Origin of the sequence: Sinomicrobium oceani (genome assembly GCF_900119185.1) — a bacterium.
GTDB lineage: Bacteria > Bacteroidota > Bacteroidia > Flavobacteriales > Flavobacteriaceae > Sinomicrobium > Sinomicrobium oceani.
On sequence record NZ_FPJE01000005.1, the window covers coordinates 220,082 to 237,124 of the forward strand.

Genomic DNA, 17,043 nt, shown 5'->3' on the forward strand with positions numbered 1-17,043 from the left:
TATAAAATAAGACGGTCGCCCTGCCGTCGACCGGGTACTGGGTACTTCTTAAAAAAGAAGAAAGCGCTTATGACTTAGCTATGGAGGAGATATGATTTTGAAAAACTTCTTCAGGGAAGACAAATCAGCAGAGGCTTCCAACATCAGAATCCGGTAATTGGGTTTTACTTTTTTACGCATTATCACAAATATACGGAATCTAAAAGAAAATATTTTTCAGATATCATTCCATTGTATCTCAACACCAGGATACATCATCCCAGAACCTTTTAAAAAAGGATGATTACATCCGGACATGGCATCTTACAACGAGGAGATCCTCCAAAGCCTTATTTCACAAGATTTGTGAAAAGCTCCGGAGGACCCGAAAAGATATATTTATACAGATTTAGAACCTAAGGGTTAGATTCGCTGCAAAATTAAAAGGCTGTTGCCGCATCTCCCATACAGACCAGTATTTTTCATCGGTCAGATTATTCAATTTAAGTCCGACTCTCCATTTGGGCTGGTTGTAAAACACAGTGGCATTCAATACGGTATAGGAAGGTATAGTAAACACGTTATCACTAAACCTGTAATTATCACTTACATAATTTCCGCCGACACCTATGCCGAGTCCTCTCCAATGGTTCTGGAATGTATAGGACGCCCAGAAATTGGCTACGTGTTCCGGAGAACTGACTGCTTTGTTCCCTTCGATATCCGGATCACTGGTACGTACAATCTTATTATCGTTAAAGGCATAACCCGCTACGATATTCAATCCGGAGACAGGATTGGCCACGATATCCACATCGACACCTTTACTTATCTGTTTGCCATCCTGAGTGATAAAACCGTCCGAGCCTGTTCGGATAGCATCATCAATAGTAATATTATAATAGCTGACTGTAGCACTGAGTTTATTGTCAAAGGTCTCTGCTTTTATTCCTCCTTCATATTGTACGGCATATAGCGGATCCAGAACCAAGGAAGATCCGTCCGGTTGATTTCTCGGCTCCTGGTTCTGGAAACCACTCATATAATTTCCGAATACCGAAACCTGGTCTTTAACCACCTGATATACCAGGCCCAGTTTAGGCGCTACTGAAGTCTGTTCATAGCTGTCTTTAGCTCCGGCTTTATCTCTCTTAAAATGATCTACCCTCAGGCTGAGCATTGTCGAAAACCGGTCGGTAAACTCCACAACATCGGTCACATAACCGCTAAGCACGTACTCATTGGGATTATCAAATTTCCTGGGGTTTATGTTCACTCCAGCCAGCCCCCCTTTTCGGAGTGCGGCAAAATCCGTGGTTACATCGACAGTGTCAATATCATCGGACATCGTATACACCGCATTTTGGTTATACCACTTGTAGTTGGCTCCGATCAAAACCTTGTGCCTGATCTTCCCGGTATTAAATGTGCCGTTTATATTTTCCTGAATATTGGTATGATACGTATTTATGGGACCAAAATCCCCCATTCTTCGCACGGCCTTCGTAGGCGATATCCAGGTAGCGTACCCCTGATAACTATGCTGCAAATCCTCTTCTACCATGGAGAACAACGTTGTCGATGTCCAGTTTTCCGAAAGTATGTATTTTGCCTCCGCAAAAATTTTCAACGATTTGGATTTTGCGTCGAATTCTTCGTGAAATAACGATTTTCTGTACCCCAACGCTATATCCTGCGGACCGTTAATTCCCGAATTGGCTCCGTAATAATTGTATGTCGGCCTGGTATTGTTTACATCATATATTTCGGCATCAAGGTTAAAAGTCAGACGGTCCGATGCTTTGTAAGTAAGGCTCGGAGCTATAAGGAAGGTGTTGTTAAATCCGAAATCCTGAAAACTCTTCTCCCGGTTTACTGCGGCATTCAGACGAAACAATACGGTCTTGTCTTCGTTAAGCGGCGTATTGATATCTGCGGTAAGACGGTGAAGATTAAAACTTCCGGTAGTATATGAAAGCTCCGTTCTTCCGGCTTCCATCGGTCTCTTTGTCACCAGGTTTATCACACCTCCGAAAGACGAAATATTACTTCCGAACAATGTTCCGGAAGGCCCCTTAAGGACCTCAATACGTTCTACATTAGCAATATCGAGGGAAGATCTCGACGACAGGGATTCCATACCGTTCCTGGCATTCACCCCAACCGTAAATCCTCTGAACGTAGCTGCAAAACCACCCGAAGGATAGGAAAGTGGCACCACCCCAGGAACATTTCTCATGGTCTCGTTGATATCGGTAATAATCTGTTCCTGTATCAGATCTTTCCCTACAATACTGTACACCTGGGGGTTCTCTAAATTATGGAGCGGCATCCTTGCCACGTATTCCGTCTTTTTATTGGCAAAGCGATTGGTTTTATCTCCTTCCAGCGTAACTCCCTCCAGCTGTTCGGTTTGCTCCCTGAGCATCACCTCCGGAATGGTTGCGGTCTGTCCTTCCCGTACGGTTATGCGGACCTCACGTGACTCATATCCGATGAGGGTTATACGTAATACCCTCTCCCCTACCGGGATTTTTTCTATACGATAAGCTCCGGAGTTATCTGTGATTTCACCATGGGCTGTACCTTTTACAACAACATTGGCCCATGCCATCGGATTTCCTTTTTCGTCTTTTACAACTCCGGTAACTGCTCCTTTACCCGAATGATCCTGCGCTAAAGAGACAGCCGGTATCAGAAACCACAATACCAGTACTCCCAGTATACGCTCCACCCTGAATAAATAATTTGATCTGTTCTGCATTTTTGTTTTTGGTTTTGGTTTATCTATTAAACTTTTTGTGCGTATTGGCACCATACAGTTTCGCTGCATAACCTGCACATTTTGAAAAAATTATCGGGGGTAAAAGCTCATGGTATTTAATTTGGGATTATACGACAACATCTCCGGACTCAAGCCATTTCGTAATAGTGGGATAATTGACTTTTCCGTTCGGAGTCAGCGGGACATTGTCGATATAAAGGACTTTAAGAGAACTTGCATGAAGATTTAGTTTTTCTTTTAAAACACCCATGACATCCTCTTTCTTGATGTCCTGATCGGTAAACAGCACGGCAAGAAACCTGTCATTGATCCCGGCACATATAAAAGTTTTTCCGGAAAAGGTATTTTTCAGGAGAAGTTCGGTTTCGTCCAGATTAAGCCGAATTCCAAACAACTTCACGATACGCTTTATCCTTCCTATGATATAATAGTACCCTTCTTCATCCTTTCTCGCACGATCTCCGGTGTACAGCTTTTCACGCGTTTCAAAAAACTTAAGATCCGAACTTGCAGAAGCATATCCTCCGGAAACATTGGGGCCGTAATAAACGAGCTCTGCTGTTTCCTCATCTATTTCAAACCGTCCTCCTTCGATAGGAACACCTATGGACGAACCTTTTCTACCCAGGTCCTGCGGAGGCAGAAAGGCCATTCGGCCGCTTGCTTCCGTTTGTCCGTATTGGGCAAAAAACCGCTTACCGAGCTTCTGACTGTAGTCCGATATCACTTCGATCAGCTGACTGTTCAACATTCCTCCGGTATGTGTAAGGTATTTAAGCGAAGGATAATCCTTTTTAAAAAAGCCTATCCGGTGGAGCATTTCGTAGAAATAGGGTACCCCACCGAGTGTGGTGTAACCATATTTTGTAAAATCTGTCCAGAACTCTTTCCGGAAAGCATCTTTATCCGTGCAGACAATTGTACCTCCGCGTATACAGTTTGTCGTAAAAATAGACAGGCCATACACAAAGTTTACGGGGACATTCAGTGGGGCTACATCATCGGAAGAAACCGGCATATACTCCAAGATAGAGCTGGCGTTATGCACAAGGTTATCATCCGAAATCCTGACAAACTTGGGAGACCCGGTAGTCCCGGAGGTACTCATCAAAACCTTGATTTTGGGATGGATCGCATATTCTTCCGGTTTCTCCCAGCGCCGGAATAACGTTATGGCATCCGAAACATCCAGACGGATGTACCCCGGTATCCGGGAACGTAAAGGATCGTAGATGTAATAAGGTTTATATTCTGTTTCGAGATGCTGCTTGAATTCTTCATGAAGACCTGCACCGAGCAATGCTGCAACATGATCTGTACGGTAAAAATTCAGAAAAGTTTCTATGGCCGGAAGCTGGTTATCATTATAGATAAAAACAACGGACCGCAGGTTCTCGATATCCAGGGAACCGTCTATCTCCCCGAAAGATCTGGATACTCCAGATCCGGCATCGATAAAGGTCAGATTCTCATTCGCTTTAATTATATCGTAAAGTCCCATAGCGTTTTACTTATATAATTATTGAATCTCTACACCGTACTTCTGTAAAATAACTCTTATCTTCTCTACGCTGCCCATTTCAAGAATATCCTCCATATCAATGGAGATCTCGTAGGAATTTTCCAGTTCGGTGACCAGGACCAGGTGACTCATGGAGTCCCATTCGGCTATGCCCTGGTACTCCAACTGATCATTTACATTGTCTACAGGTATTTCAAAAGCTTTTGCAAATACTCCGTGGAATTGTGCTGTTGTATTCATTTTTTATTACTTAGTATTAATATATCAATTGATTAAACTTTACTTTTTTTCCATGTACCTCTCCGGAAAACCAGGATACAGGCCGTAGCCAGAACAATTTCCGAAATCAGGATTGCCGCAAAAACCCCCTTGGGTCCCAGACCAAAGGAAATACCCATAGTATAGGAAAGGGGGAGTTGCGTCACATAAAACATCAGTATATAGAGAAGTGTAACCACCATAACTTCCCCGGCAGCATTGAGGGCCCTGGAAATTACCATGGTATATCCCAACATGATATATGCCATGGAAATCAAGTGGATATAAGTTGTACTATGCGCAATGACCTCGGGAATATCTGTAAATATCCGGATTACAGGTTGTGCGAGAAAGATCCAGCAAACTGCAATAAACACGAGAAACCCCATGTTGATACCTCCGGCTCTCCACACGGATTTTTCGGCCCTTTCCGGTTGCTTTGCCCCGAGATTCTGCCCCGTTAAGATCCCCGCGGCATTGCCAATCCCCCATGCCGGCATCGTGGCAATGGAAGCTACCCTTTGGGCAAGGACGTAACCGGCCAATGCATTTTCGCCGAAATGAGAGATAATCTTTATCATAAATACCCAGCTCGAAGCCGGGATCATAAACTGTACGGTACCCCCAAAGGCAAGCCTGACCACCTTTTTGAATATTCCGAAATGAAAACACAACTGTGCTTTACCGATTTCCAGTACGGTTCTCCCCCCGGCCAGGTGCCATGCCTGGTAAACAACTCCTGTTACCCGGGCAATCACTGCAGCAATAGCTACTCCGAGAAGCCCGTAAGCAGGAACAGGCCCCCAACCGTAAATAAACAGAGGACATAATATAATATTCAACCCATTGGACAACCACTGTGTTCGCATAGCTGTGGAAGCATCGCCCGCCCCACGCAAAATACCGTTTACCGTTAGACGCAGAATGAGAAAACCCCCGGAGGCAAACATAAGCACCGCATAACCCCCACCCCGTTCTACCATCCCGGCAGACAATCCGATGAGGCTCATGATATCTTTAGCCCATACACTACATACCAGGCTTATTATCACCGCCAATGGTGTGGCGAGATATATGACCTGCATAGCATGAAGTCCGGCTGCTTTGAAATTCTTTTCGCCGATTCTTCTGGACACCAATGCCGAAGCAGCAATACTCAAGCCGACAGACACCGAGTAGGAAAGCGTAACTACCGAGGTAACACCCCCGGCAATGGATATGGCTTCCGTACCTATTCTGCTTACAAAAAAGAGGTTCGCACAGACAAACAACGATTCCATGAGAAGTTCTCCTACCATTGGTACAGCGAGCAAAACAATTGTTCTGTTAATACTTCCGGAAACGTAATTATGTTCTTTACCGAGCAACGCCTGCTTGAAAAGACTCAGAAAGGTCCGTGTTTTTAGCAAAGCGGTTTTCATTGATCTTCGTTCAGTGTTACCGCTTGGGATTGCTGTATAAGGTACATAGGATTGGGAAGCAAACCACTTTTCTTCATATGAGGGAAGTCCGACGTCTCCGAGTATCCGTTATATAAGCGCCTGCTATTGAATATCAAACGCTTGAACTCCGGAATGAATATATCGTACTTTTCGAACTTTTCCTTTAACTCGGGATGCTCGGTTTGATGTTCCAGAACTATTTCATATACACATCTCCAAAACGACTGCTCCGGATAACTTAACGAAGCGATCAATACATTACTCAAATACCTAAAAAACGCATCAAAAACAGCAATAAGTATGGTCAAAGGAGCATTTTCGGGATTTGGCGACGTTATAAACATATTTTTAACCAATGTTTCGGGAAGTTTTTTCTGCGCTTCTTCGTTGAGCAATATATCTCCGACGAAATCCTGTAGAGCTATCCTAACCGGCACGTAATCTTTTATTACCAGAATAACATTCTGCCCATGAGGATCGATACAAATAGAATGATTGTAATAAATCTGAAGAACGGGCTTTAAATAAGCTTTAAGATAAGCACGCAACCACTGTTCTGTGGAGTATCCGGATTTTTCTATGAGTTCCTGTATAACACTTTTTCCGTCATCATCAACATATAACAAGGAAGCCATAGTCATCAATTTTTCACCGGGTTCCAGCAAGTTCACAGGGCTTTCTCTCCAAAGTGCTCCAAGAAACTCATTGTATTGATACGGTGGACTTTCAATCTTACTATATTTTGAGTGAGCATAACTTACAGAAGCTATTTCTCCCAGTAATATAATTCCCATTTCCTGTAAACTCGGGTCCCTCTCCATCATACCTTTTAGCCAATCTGTCAACTGGGGAGCTACAGATAATTGTTTAGGGGGCAACCCTCTTATATGACTGGTGTTCAATATAGAAATAGCCGTCTTGACATAATGCTTGTTAGGATGGCTCTGATTGAAAAAAGTGCGGATACTCTGCTGGGGACTGTAAAGGTCATCCCCCACGCCCAACGGAATGACATACTTTGCGGCTATATCTCCGGCAAATTGAATGGCAAGTTTATTTTTCCATTGCCAGAAATGAATGGGTATAAATACATAATCCTCAGGAGACACATTTTGATCAACAAGTACTCTAATAAATTTTTCTAACAGATTTTTTCCCAACTCTTTTTCGAAAAAAGCAGAACAGTCTTCCCCGGAAATCAATTGCAGTGAAGTCCGCCGCTTTTGAGCTGCTACCCAGAATAAGCGCGTGTTTTTATGCACTTCAGGTGTAAACTTTTTAAAATCATCTGCATCGAACCCTATACGTCCTTTATTGACAATCACCCAGGGATGCCCATCGGTAGTATGATGTTCTATCGTCTGAAAATCTGAAGCTACAAGCTCTTCGGCCGTCATTCTCCCTTTGGAATGTACATAGGCATCGGCATACAATGTATGGGTCAGCTCTTCGACATAGTGGGTGAGCGTAAAAGACTCCATCCCGAAAGTCTGCTGAAGTTCAATAAAAAAATCAGGGACATCCAAAGTATCCAGCGCCACTCCGTTTTCATATTTAGAAATGGTTTCCTTTTGAACATGCCAGTAATTCAGAAATCTCGGGTAGGCAGAAAACACATAGTGAATGTTTTTATGGTCCGTATCCAGTTTAAAATGTGTAAGTCCATCCCGTTCCTTTCCTGTTACCTGTGGTTTAGCCACATCTTCACGCATCAGCTCTACCAGACTCTTAGCCAGTAAATTACGATTGACTTTCTGCCATACCTCCACCCGGAGATGTTGTGTATCGCTAAATATATCTGTAATGCTTGTCATGATCTTCTGCTTTTGCTTGCTACTTCGTATCTTCGGCTATTAATACCATATTTTCTTTTTCTGACACCCCCGATACTGAAGATGTTTTTTCAACACCGAATTCCTGGAATGCAATTCGCTTTTCCACCTTATAATACTCCCGCCCGAGTAACCGGTTTATAATACAGGAATTGCGGTACGCCCCCATACCGAGATCCGGTGTTACCAATCCGTGAGTATGGAGTTCTGCATTCTGCACGAAAATCTCTCCTCCGTTCTTATCGATAGTGTAATATCGGTGTACATTATAAAGACCACTTTCCATACGGTCTATACGATCCTCAATCCCTTTCAGGAAATCGGGTTCTTTATAGGTGTACCCCGTAGCGAGGATCACAAAATCACTATGACTGTAGTAGGGCTTTTGTAGTTCGGTATGGGTAAAGCCGAGATCGTAAGACCCATCGGCGGAAACTTTTATTTCACCAAGTTCAATATTAGACCGCAATTCGACATTGAGGAGGTCTTCTTCTACACTCATTTCATAAAGGGTGTTGAAAATTTCATTGATCAGGTCTTCATCAATTCCTTTATACAGGCCGCTCTGCCTGGCCAGCAATTGTAACCTGCTTTTGTGAGGCAAACTGTGAAAATGGTCTACATATTCCGGGGAGGTAAGTTCCAGGGTAAGCTTGGCATTATTTTCCAGCGGAAAGAAATGGGAAGATCGCGTAAACCAGTTTAACTGTAACCCCTCTTTGGTCACGGGGAGCAGATCTCTGAAAACTTCCGCTGCACTTTGACCGGAACCTATAATGGTCACTGTTTTTTTCTTTAAAATATCAGGCCTGGAATATAGATATCCCGAAGTGTGTATAACCCCAGGCATAGTTTCTGTTTGGACAAAGGCGGGGATACGGGGTGAAGTTCCCGTGCCCAAAACCAGTTTTTCGGCATAGTGCACGGAAACTTCCCCGGTCTTGGTATGCTTTACGGCGACCTCATACAGCCCTTTATTATGGTCTATTGCAACGACACGATGCGAGAATTTACAATTCGGCAGCCGGGAAGCTGCCCATTGACAGTAGGCATTATACTCTTTTCGCAGCATAAAAAAACTTTCCCGGATATAGAATTTGTACAACCTATCGTTCTCCTTCATAAAGTTCAGAAAACTGAATTTGCTCGAAGGATCGGCCATAGTGACCAGGTCTGCGAGAAAAGGAACTTGTAACGTAGCATTACTAAACATCAGTCCCGGGTGCCAGTCAAATCCGTCCGACTGGTCAAAAAATACGGAAGAGAGCTCTTCTACGGGATCTAAAAGGGCTGCCAGGCCAAGGTTAAAAGGCCCGATACCGATCCCTATGACAGTATATTTATTTTGGGAATTCATTTTTTTACATATTTGGTTAAGTTCTACATCTGGGGTTCAGAAACCGGGATATTCTTAAAATCCCTGGCTGCAGGAAACTTGGCCCAGTACCATTCCCTGTAACAGAAATTGAGGTTTGCCTTTTTATGCGGCATTTCGATAACCTTTTCAATCTTGAACCCTACGTGTGCCTTGTTCATCATGGAGGCCAGGGAATTTACCGCACCTTCTCCTACCATTTTCCCTACCTTGGGTTCTGCAAAAACAAAATCCATCATCGATTGTGTGGCCGGAGAGGCATATTTCAGCTTCGGATCGGTGGGGGCGATAAGCTGATGGGTTCCGTAATCCGTAGGCAATACATCGTAATACTCACCTACAATATCCCGGCTTGCCCAGTACACCTCAATATTAAAAGTGGGCACGCCGTTGGCTTCACCTATATAACTGTACAGCATATCTCCCGGAAGCAATGTCCTGTAGTATTTTTCCAGCTCCCGAATGGGCCAGTTCATTTGCCATATATTCAGGGTGTGTTCCCGGTGAAACCATTCGTGAAGCATCTCCAGGTCGCGATCCAGGTCTACAGGCCTTAAAGTGATGGTCACATCTTCTTTTTCAAAATACCGGCTGAAAACAATATCTTTTCCCCGAGGGCAGATCAGTTGGTCGGAAAAAAAGTATTTGTTGAGCGGATTGGGAAAAGCAGTATAAACTGCCGGATTGGTACGTGGCGCACTGGCCTCATCCATATTGTTCAGGCTGGTAAGCAAGTTGCCTTTAACCACAAGCTTCACACTATTCAGCATATGAGAAACCAGTCCGGTTTTATCAGCTCCTTCCCCGGCTTTTAAAGCTTCGTACAGAAGTTCTATAAGCCTGCGCTCAGATACCAGGTTATTCTTTCCGAACGCATTGATCAATCCGAAAAGATGATTGACCAAAAAATAATACCCCCAGAAATTTATCATTCTGGGCTCGGCAATAAATGACCTGCTGTCTTTACCGAAATCCGGTAATATACCGGTGAGTTCACCCATTTTGCCTTCGCGGAAAAAATAGCCCTGGTTATCCCGGTAATACAGCTTTTCCGGAAAAAGCTCATCATTGAGCTCCAGAAGCATATTCTGCTGATGGAATTCCATTCCGAATCCGTATTTATTAAACATCCCCATCAACGGTCGTACGGTGATATCGAGATATTTCCGGAACCACGAAATCGCCACATCCTCTACCCCTTCCTTCCTGTATTCCGCCGCCTTCTTCATCAGTCTGCGTATTCTCGGTTCCTGCTCCCCGATAGCGTCCTGGCAGAGGGACGCCACAAGTCCCACATTCTTTTCTGCACTTTTACCTCTGAATGGATTACGACGGATACTGGTACTAAAACCATCGATCACCTTACCCTTATAGCTAACCATAATAAAAGCAGGGTCATCTATCAGTTCAATTTCTGGAAAATCCTTTCGGATCCCCGTACCCCATTCGGTTTTCAACAACCTGGCTGCATCATATCCGCGGTGTAGTTCGTGCGGATAGTTTACACGAAAAGAATTAGTGATCTTGACGTGCAGGGAAAATTTGTACATCCACTCGCTGTCGGCATTATATACCGTCCGGACCGAGGAGGTAGGCGTAAATAAGGGGCCCGCCTGTCCGAGGCTGAGCAAACATTTTTCGTCGAGCATTTCCTGCACTTCCGGAAGTTTCAGGAGGTAGGATGCTTCCCACGGGTGTACCGGCACCACTTTCCAATCGGAATATTCTTTTAGAAGCGATTGTACGTCTTCATTTTCTGTAGTAGCGAGTTGTACCCGTAAGTGTTCCGACGGGTGTGCCCCATCCGCATTTTTTGCAATGACATTGTCGGGATGGACCAGAAAATAATGAAGCGGAAAAGTTCCCCCGGTTTCCGGTGAGTACCACATAAGCTCTTTTTCGGAAAAGCCTTCCCGGCTTTTGGGTAGCGGATGTACATTATGCCCGGCAATCAATGATTGTTCCGATGCTATAAATGTTTGCTCCGGATCGCTTACACTCCGCTGATTCATTTCAGTATATTCGAGGTACCCGGCAAGATTCCGGATACTGTTCTGCAACCGTTCTTTGGTCAATGCCGCATCTGCATCAGGATAATCCTTAGCAGCTTGGGCTGCCGCAAGATCGGTGAATTCCAGAGGGCCTATTTCCTCAATTTTGTCGGACGGAACATGGCGTTGCACTACCGGAAAACCAAAAACATGTATCCCGGTCTCGGAGAAATAAGTCAAAGGTGCAAAGACCTCAGTCTCATCATCTGCAAAATCAAAGCGTATAAAAGAAGAATGACCGGCAGTTTTCATATAATCCGCCAGGGCGGGATCGTATTTCGGGATGCCTTCATAGCGACTCCAGTTATCTAATTCCCTGCAATAGCTGTTCAGGAGCGAGGTGAAGTTAATTTGTTCCGCCTGCTGACGAAACCCGGTTAAGTTGTAGGTGTTCATTTCCTTGCTGTTTTATTTTGGTAAGAATATCTTGTATGTGAGGTATGGTGGTAAGGGGATTGAAAATGGTGAATTTGAGGTAAAATACACCATTGACTTTCGTACTGGCCAGCAAAACTTCTCCACTGAAGAACAGGGATTTCTTGATATGCTGATTCAATGTGCAAAATTCCGATGGTTTTGCACCTTTCACATAACGGAAAACCAATGCGCCCATATCCGAATGGCACAACAATTCGAAATCGGGATCACGGTCCAGTTCTTCCGCGGTTTGTTTGGCTGTTTCTACAATGGCTTCTGTATATTGGCCCAACTTTTCTCTTCCGAGGTACCGAAGGGTAAACCACAGTTTCAGTGCGTCAAATCTCCGCGTACTCTGTATGATAGATTTGTTGATCTGCGCCGGAAGTTCGTCGTAATCCTGCTCTTTGGGATTGAGATAATCCGCATGGTGCTTTATAATATTCAGATGAAGTTTATTACGTACGATAAATGCACTGCTGCTGATAGGCTGGAAGAATGACTTATGATAATCGATGGTGACCGAATCGGCCTGTTCGATTCCTTTGAGTAAGTGCCTGTACTTATCGGTAAGCAGCAATCCGCATCCGTATGCTGCATCTACGTGCAACCACAACTGATGTTCGCGGGCGATACGGGCTATTTCCGAAAGCGGATCTATATTACCGAAATCGGTGGTCCCTGCAGTAGCGGTAATAGCTATGGGGATGTTGCCCCGATCTTTTTCCCGGAGGATAGCTTTCTGCAGTTCGTCGGGATCCATACGATAACGGGAATCCGTTTCTACCGGCACTATCGCCTGTTCTCCCAGTCCCATTATCGAAGCATTTTTCTGATTGCTGAAATGTGCCTTTTCAGAAACAAAAACCCGAAACTTCCCTGCATCGGGAGGGTTTCCGTCCAGTTTGATGTTCCAGTTCAGGTGCTCCAAAGCAAAATAATCACGAGCAAGCAACAGCCCCATCAGGTTACTTTGCGAACCGCCTGCCGTGAAAATTCCGTCACAATCCCGGAGAAAACCGATCTGTTCACCAGTCCAGGCAATAAGCTTTCTTTCCATAAAAGTTCCACCGGCACTCTGATCGTAGGTGTCCTGAGAAGAATTGATGGCACTTATAAGTACTTCGGCTGCAAGGGCAGGAATGACTACAGGGCAATTCAAATGGGCTATGTACCCGGGCAAATGATATGCTGTGGCATGGTGTACGTACAAGGCATCTACCTCATCAAACAGACGTTTATAATCCTGCAAGGGAGTAGCGAGATCGATCTCTTCTACCATCTTCCGTAGAGCCACAGGTTTAATTCCGCTAAACGGCTTTTTATTGTTTTTCAGAAAACGGGAAACCCGTTCACCGGCCAGACGGATGGCTTCGTTATACTCCTCTCCGGACAACTCGTGAAAGATATCTTTATACAGGTCTTCCCCCGGGGCTTCTATCACCGGAGAAACTTCAGTATTATTCCATAGTGTTTTGTTCATAAGATTGTAAGGTTTAAGTTCAGGTAAGATTCAGGGCAGAAAGGTGACTTTTTTGGATAAGGGGCTTCTTTTTTTTCTGGATACCGTCCGGTCTTCCGAAGGGTAACCGAGATAGAGCAATCCCAATGATTTTTCGTGAGGGGCAAGACCGAATCCGGAGACATAATCTATAGCTACACTCTTGGTACTCCAGTAACTCCCTATATTATTTGCGGTACAGGTCAGCGCTATATTCTGTACGGCAGATGATACTGCTGCTATTTCCTCCCACTCCGGAAGCCCTATTTTTTCGTTGCGTACCAGGACCACCCCTATCATACAGGCTGCATTTCGGGGATAGCGCTCCAGGTAATCCAATTTTTCGTCCAATGCTTGTCCCGAAAAGCTCTTACTATAATATTCACGATAATAAGCCGCCATATAACGACCGTATTCTTCCAGGTATTCCCCACGGAAAACGAGAAATCTCCAGGGTTCTGTCATTTTATGTGTCGGAGCCCAGGTAGCGTTAACCAGGATCTCTTCAAGCAAAGTATCCGGAATATCTCCCTTGACAAATTCGTCAGCATAAATACTCCGGCGATTCCGAATAATACCAGATAATTCTTCAGATAGTTCAGGATAGTACATCATAGTATATACAGCTATTTCTTAAGTAAGATTTCCTTTTGGGACAAAAAAATCAAATTAAATATTGTTATTTAGACTTATTAAAAATATATTTGTATATCAATACTTATTTAGACTTATTAAAAACAAATCTATAAACATTAATGCTTAAATCAAAAACAAATAGGAAATATTTTATTTCGAATACAGGTAAATAACTATTTACCAACACATAACAAACAAAAAATCCCACTTACCACAAATCATCAGAAATGTCAATTAACATTTATAAACGCTTTGAAAAATGGACTTACAACCAATTTATGGTACGGAGCGGCCTGTCCCATCCGTTACAAATCATCTTATTGCCCCCAAGGCTCCCTTTATTGTTGAGGTGACTCCCCAGGAGAGAAATATTCTTTCCGGTGTCGGGAACCTTCTTATGAAGGCCTTTAAAAATTATGACAACCCGGACTATATTTCGGCACTGCATCTCCATGCCTATCAATTGCTCCCGGAACGTATTACAAGAATACTCAGTCGTTTCGGTACGGACTTTTCAGCAGATCAGTATGGCGCACTTATTTTCCGCGGACTGGTAGATATAGACCAGGAAGATCTTGGCCCTACCCCCCCCAACTGGCAGCAGGCCGATTATTCCAAACTTCGTAAATACGGTTTTATCTGTTCCTTGCTGCACGGTGCAGTTCCATCGAAACCGGTGCAGTATTATGCCCAGCGAAAAGGCGGAGGATTATTACATGCCATTATTCCTGACGAAAAAATGAGTTCCACCCAGACCGGTGCCGGTTCCAAAACCGATCTCTATGTCCACACAGAAGACGCTTTTTTGCTAAACCAGGCCGACTTTCTGAGCTTTCTCTACCTGAGGAATGAGGAAGAAGTTCCTTCTACCTTATATTCTATACGATCTCACGGAAAAATCAACCCTACGTTGAGAAAACTATTCGATCCTATATATCAATGCCCGAAAGATGCCAACTATTCGGACCAAAACAAACCTGGTACCGGACCTACCGCATCGGTACTGTACGGGAACCAGGAACTTCCGTTTATACGGTTTGATGCCGCAGAGCAGATTTTCAGTGAACATGCCGGTCAGAGTCCCGAAGCTATGAACAACCTGATGGCGTTCTGGGAGGAAGCCAAACCTCTTATAAACAGTGATTTTATTCCGGAATCGGGAGATGTCGTATTTGTAAATAACCATTTGTGTGCCCACGGCAGAAGTGCTTTTGTAGCCGGACAACGTACCGAAAACGGAAAAACCATTAAATGCGAACGCCGGCAGATGCTTCGCATGATGAGCAAGACGAGCCTTATCAATATCCGCGCTGTCACCGATACACACGACCCCTATTTTATCATGGAAGAACACCTCGGGAAAATCTTTGCCACTTCCTGAGCAATATTCCGGATAACGGTTGTTTTAAAGTACTTACTACAGGTTCAGATCTTTAGGTACCTTACCAAACCTGCGTGTATCTGCTTTGGTAAGTACTTTGAAACCTTCCGTTTTAGGAAGTTGATCCAAAATATGTGAAAAAGTTTCAGGCAACCCGGTGAGCTTACGGGTATTCATATCTATCCATGCCCCCATCATTTCACAATGTGCGAAATTTTTCCCGGAGACATCATAAAAATTATGATGAAATTCAAAAAACCCGCCGTCTTCACTCATCCCTGCAAGTTCCAGGGAAACTTTTACCGGCTGCCCCGCAAAAACCTCCCGGAAATAATACACATGCTCATAAAATACGACAGGCCCGATATGGTACCTCGATAGCTCCTTCTGGTCCAGCCCGCTCTCGACCAGAAATGACATCCGGGTATGACTCATAAAATTAATATAGGCCGAATTGGCCAGGTGCCGGTTGGCGTCTATATCGCTCCAGCGTATATCAAATTCCTTAAAATACATGATCTCTTGTTTTAATGTTATGCGCGCATAATATATGAGTAAATATAAAACTTTTTGCCCGAATAAGACCGCAGTACCACTCTTCTTATTCCATAGGAGGATTTCACAAAAAGGTTTTTAAAATATGTTAAAAACTGGGGGTAAAATCTGTTTTATTACCTATATTAGTGGCTTAAAACCATTAAAACCCCAAAAGCCGGAACCCCACGGTATTCAATTCCTTTTCCGGCAGGGTGTCAAATAAAATCAACTATCTGTGTCTCCTGAACACCTGTCCGGACCCTTTGTGAATGGGCATCATATCCGGACACAGATAAAAATTAAGAAAAGATGAAAAAATTATTGCTAACAATGGCATTGGGCACTGCCATGGTACTGGTAAGTTGCGGAGAAAAAAAGGAAAAGAAAGAAAAATTCAGCTACGAACGTACAAAAACGGAAAAGAAATCCGATAAATCGGGGGCACAGGCTTCGAAAGTTCCGGTAGATATGAATAACAAGGGTATCGGTCCTATCAAAGAAGTTAAATTCGGGGACATCGATAACGGCCTGGCTGCTAAAGGAGAAGAGGCTTTTAAAACAAAATGTACGGCCTGTCACAAAACAGATCAGAAGTTCATAGGACCTGCTCTGAAAGGTGTTTATGAGCGCAGAAGCCCGGAATGGGTGATGAACATGATGCTCAATCCGGATGAAATGCAGCAAAAAGATCCTATCGCCAAAGCGCTTGTAGAAGAATACAACGGGACGCTGATGCTCAATCAGAACCTTTCGGAAGATGAAGCCAGGGCTATTGCAGAATTCCTGAGAACCCTCTAAAAAATATTCTGATATCAAAACAATATTCCATCCCTCTTCTCCATTACGGAAGAGGGATTTTCTTTAAGAAGTGATCTAAACTTTTTTTGAAAGAAAAAATAGGCTGTGGATATTTGTGTTGCCAAACAAAAAACATCACACAGCCATGTACATCGTACTGTGCAAAGATATAATAGAAAGTGATATCATCCCCTACCTTCCTAAAGGAAAACGGGGATTTCCACCAACGGTGGAACTTTCAGAGATCGTGAATAGTATTTTGTATAAACTCAAAACAGGTGTCCATTGGGAACACCTTCCCGTAGCAGCTCTGTTTGAAGGTAAGATACTCAGTTACAAGACGGTGTTTTACCATTACCGTAAATGGTGCAAGCAAGGGGTTTGGCGGGATTGTTGGATCGAGCTTTTGAAGAGACATAGCAAGTATCTTGACCTGTCCAGTGGCGATATAGATGGTAGCCACACTACCGCCATTAGAGGAGGAGAGGATATTGGCTACCAGGGTAGAAAGAAGCGCAGAACGACCAAC

At 43.9% G+C, this 17,043-nt stretch carries 13 protein-coding genes; 3 read left to right on the plus strand and 10 right to left on the minus strand.

The features are described 5' to 3' along the window. Nucleotides 1-388: 388 nt before the first annotated feature. The 9 genes from BT112_RS06430 to BT112_RS06470 form a co-directional block, all read right to left on the minus strand. Nucleotides 389-2,743, minus strand: coding sequence for a TonB-dependent receptor (locus BT112_RS06430; RefSeq protein ID WP_072316529.1), 2,355 nt, complete (start codon nucleotides 2,741-2,743; stop codon nucleotides 389-391). 127 nt (nucleotides 2,744-2,870) lie between these two features. Beyond that, nucleotides 2,871-4,265 (minus strand): AMP-binding protein, encoded by a 1,395-nt coding sequence (locus tag BT112_RS06435; RefSeq protein ID WP_072316530.1) that lies wholly within the window; start codon nucleotides 4,263-4,265, stop codon nucleotides 2,871-2,873. An 18-nt stretch (nucleotides 4,266-4,283) separates the two neighbouring features. Next, nucleotides 4,284-4,526 (minus strand): acyl carrier protein, encoded by a 243-nt coding sequence (locus BT112_RS06440; protein WP_072316531.1) that lies wholly within the window; start codon nucleotides 4,524-4,526, stop codon nucleotides 4,284-4,286. Between the two features lie 32 nt (nucleotides 4,527-4,558). Beyond that, nucleotides 4,559-5,965, minus strand: a complete 1,407-nt coding sequence (locus BT112_RS06445; protein ID WP_072316532.1) for an MATE family efflux transporter — start codon at nucleotides 5,963-5,965, stop codon at nucleotides 4,559-4,561. Continuing rightward, nucleotides 5,962-7,800 carry an IucA/IucC family protein gene (locus BT112_RS06450; RefSeq protein ID WP_072316533.1) on the minus strand — a complete coding sequence of 613 codons (1,839 nt, stop codon included), beginning with the start codon at nucleotides 7,798-7,800 and terminating at the stop codon, nucleotides 5,962-5,964. Before BT112_RS06450 ends, BT112_RS06445 begins: the two co-directional genes overlap by 4 nt. A gap of 19 nt (nucleotides 7,801-7,819) precedes the next feature. Beyond that, on the minus strand, nucleotides 7,820-9,175 hold the full coding sequence (locus BT112_RS06455) for a lysine N(6)-hydroxylase/L-ornithine N(5)-oxygenase family protein (protein ID WP_072316534.1): 1,356 nt from the start codon (nucleotides 9,173-9,175) through the stop codon (nucleotides 7,820-7,822). A 23-nt stretch (nucleotides 9,176-9,198) separates the two neighbouring features. After that, complete coding sequence (locus tag BT112_RS06460) at nucleotides 9,199-11,640, minus strand: GNAT family N-acetyltransferase (RefSeq protein WP_072316535.1); 2,442 nt, start codon at nucleotides 11,638-11,640, stop codon at nucleotides 9,199-9,201. After that, nucleotides 11,591-13,144: a pyridoxal phosphate-dependent decarboxylase family protein gene (locus BT112_RS06465; protein WP_072316536.1), complete on the minus strand. Its 1,554-nt coding sequence runs from the start codon at nucleotides 13,142-13,144 to the stop codon at nucleotides 11,591-11,593. Before BT112_RS06465 ends, BT112_RS06460 begins: the two co-directional genes overlap by 50 nt. 30 nt (nucleotides 13,145-13,174) lie before the next feature. Next, the gene (locus BT112_RS06470; RefSeq protein WP_072316537.1) at nucleotides 13,175-13,777 is read right to left on the minus strand and encodes a nitroreductase family protein; all 603 of its coding nucleotides are present in this window, start codon (nucleotides 13,775-13,777) and stop codon (nucleotides 13,175-13,177) included. Between the two features lie 280 nt (nucleotides 13,778-14,057). Here BT112_RS06470 and BT112_RS06475 point away from each other — a divergent pair, with 280 nt between their 5' ends. Continuing rightward, nucleotides 14,058-15,179, plus strand: a complete 1,122-nt coding sequence (locus BT112_RS06475; protein WP_072316538.1) for a TauD/TfdA family dioxygenase — start codon at nucleotides 14,058-14,060, stop codon at nucleotides 15,177-15,179. Between the two features lie 36 nt (nucleotides 15,180-15,215). Here the strand turns inward: BT112_RS06475 and BT112_RS06480 are convergent, their stop codons facing one another. Further along, entirely contained in the window at nucleotides 15,216-15,695 is a 480-nt protein-coding gene (locus BT112_RS06480) for an acyl-CoA thioesterase (protein WP_072316539.1), read from the minus strand. A 330-nt stretch (nucleotides 15,696-16,025) separates the two neighbouring features. Here BT112_RS06480 and BT112_RS06485 point away from each other — a divergent pair, with 330 nt between their 5' ends. Both BT112_RS06485 and BT112_RS06490 read left to right on the plus strand, forming a co-directional pair. Further along, nucleotides 16,026-16,514 (plus strand): c-type cytochrome, encoded by a 489-nt coding sequence (locus BT112_RS06485; RefSeq protein WP_072316540.1) that lies wholly within the window; start codon nucleotides 16,026-16,028, stop codon nucleotides 16,512-16,514. Nucleotides 16,515-16,659: 145 nt separating this feature from the next. Then, nucleotides 16,660-17,043: transposase (locus BT112_RS06490; RefSeq protein WP_139276025.1), on the plus strand; the 384-nt coding region annotated here is incomplete at its 3' end.

Coding starts and splice junctions, on each gene's coding strand:
- BT112_RS06430 (WP_072316529.1), bottom strand. CDS start 2,743: ATGCAGAACAGATCAAATTATTTATTCAGGGTGGAGCGTATACTGGGA.
- BT112_RS06435 (WP_072316530.1), bottom strand. CDS start 4,265: ATGGGACTTTACGATATAATTAAAGCGAATGAGAATCTGACCTTTATC.
- BT112_RS06440 (WP_072316531.1), bottom strand. CDS start 4,526: ATGAATACAACAGCACAATTCCACGGAGTATTTGCAAAAGCTTTTGAA.
- BT112_RS06445 (WP_072316532.1), bottom strand. CDS start 5,965: ATGAAAACCGCTTTGCTAAAAACACGGACCTTTCTGAGTCTTTTCAAG.
- BT112_RS06450 (WP_072316533.1), bottom strand. CDS start 7,800: ATGACAAGCATTACAGATATATTTAGCGATACACAACATCTCCGGGTG.
- BT112_RS06455 (WP_072316534.1), bottom strand. CDS start 9,175: ATGAATTCCCAAAATAAATATACTGTCATAGGGATCGGTATCGGGCCT.
- BT112_RS06460 (WP_072316535.1), bottom strand. CDS start 11,640: ATGAACACCTACAACTTAACCGGGTTTCGTCAGCAGGCGGAACAAATT.
- BT112_RS06465 (WP_072316536.1), bottom strand. CDS start 13,144: ATGAACAAAACACTATGGAATAATACTGAAGTTTCTCCGGTGATAGAA.
- BT112_RS06470 (WP_072316537.1), bottom strand. CDS start 13,777: ATGATGTACTATCCTGAACTATCTGAAGAATTATCTGGTATTATTCGG.
- BT112_RS06475 (WP_072316538.1), top strand. CDS start 14,058: ATGGACTTACAACCAATTTATGGTACGGAGCGGCCTGTCCCATCCGTT.
- BT112_RS06480 (WP_072316539.1), bottom strand. CDS start 15,695: ATGTATTTTAAGGAATTTGATATACGCTGGAGCGATATAGACGCCAAC.
- BT112_RS06485 (WP_072316540.1), top strand. CDS start 16,026: ATGAAAAAATTATTGCTAACAATGGCATTGGGCACTGCCATGGTACTG.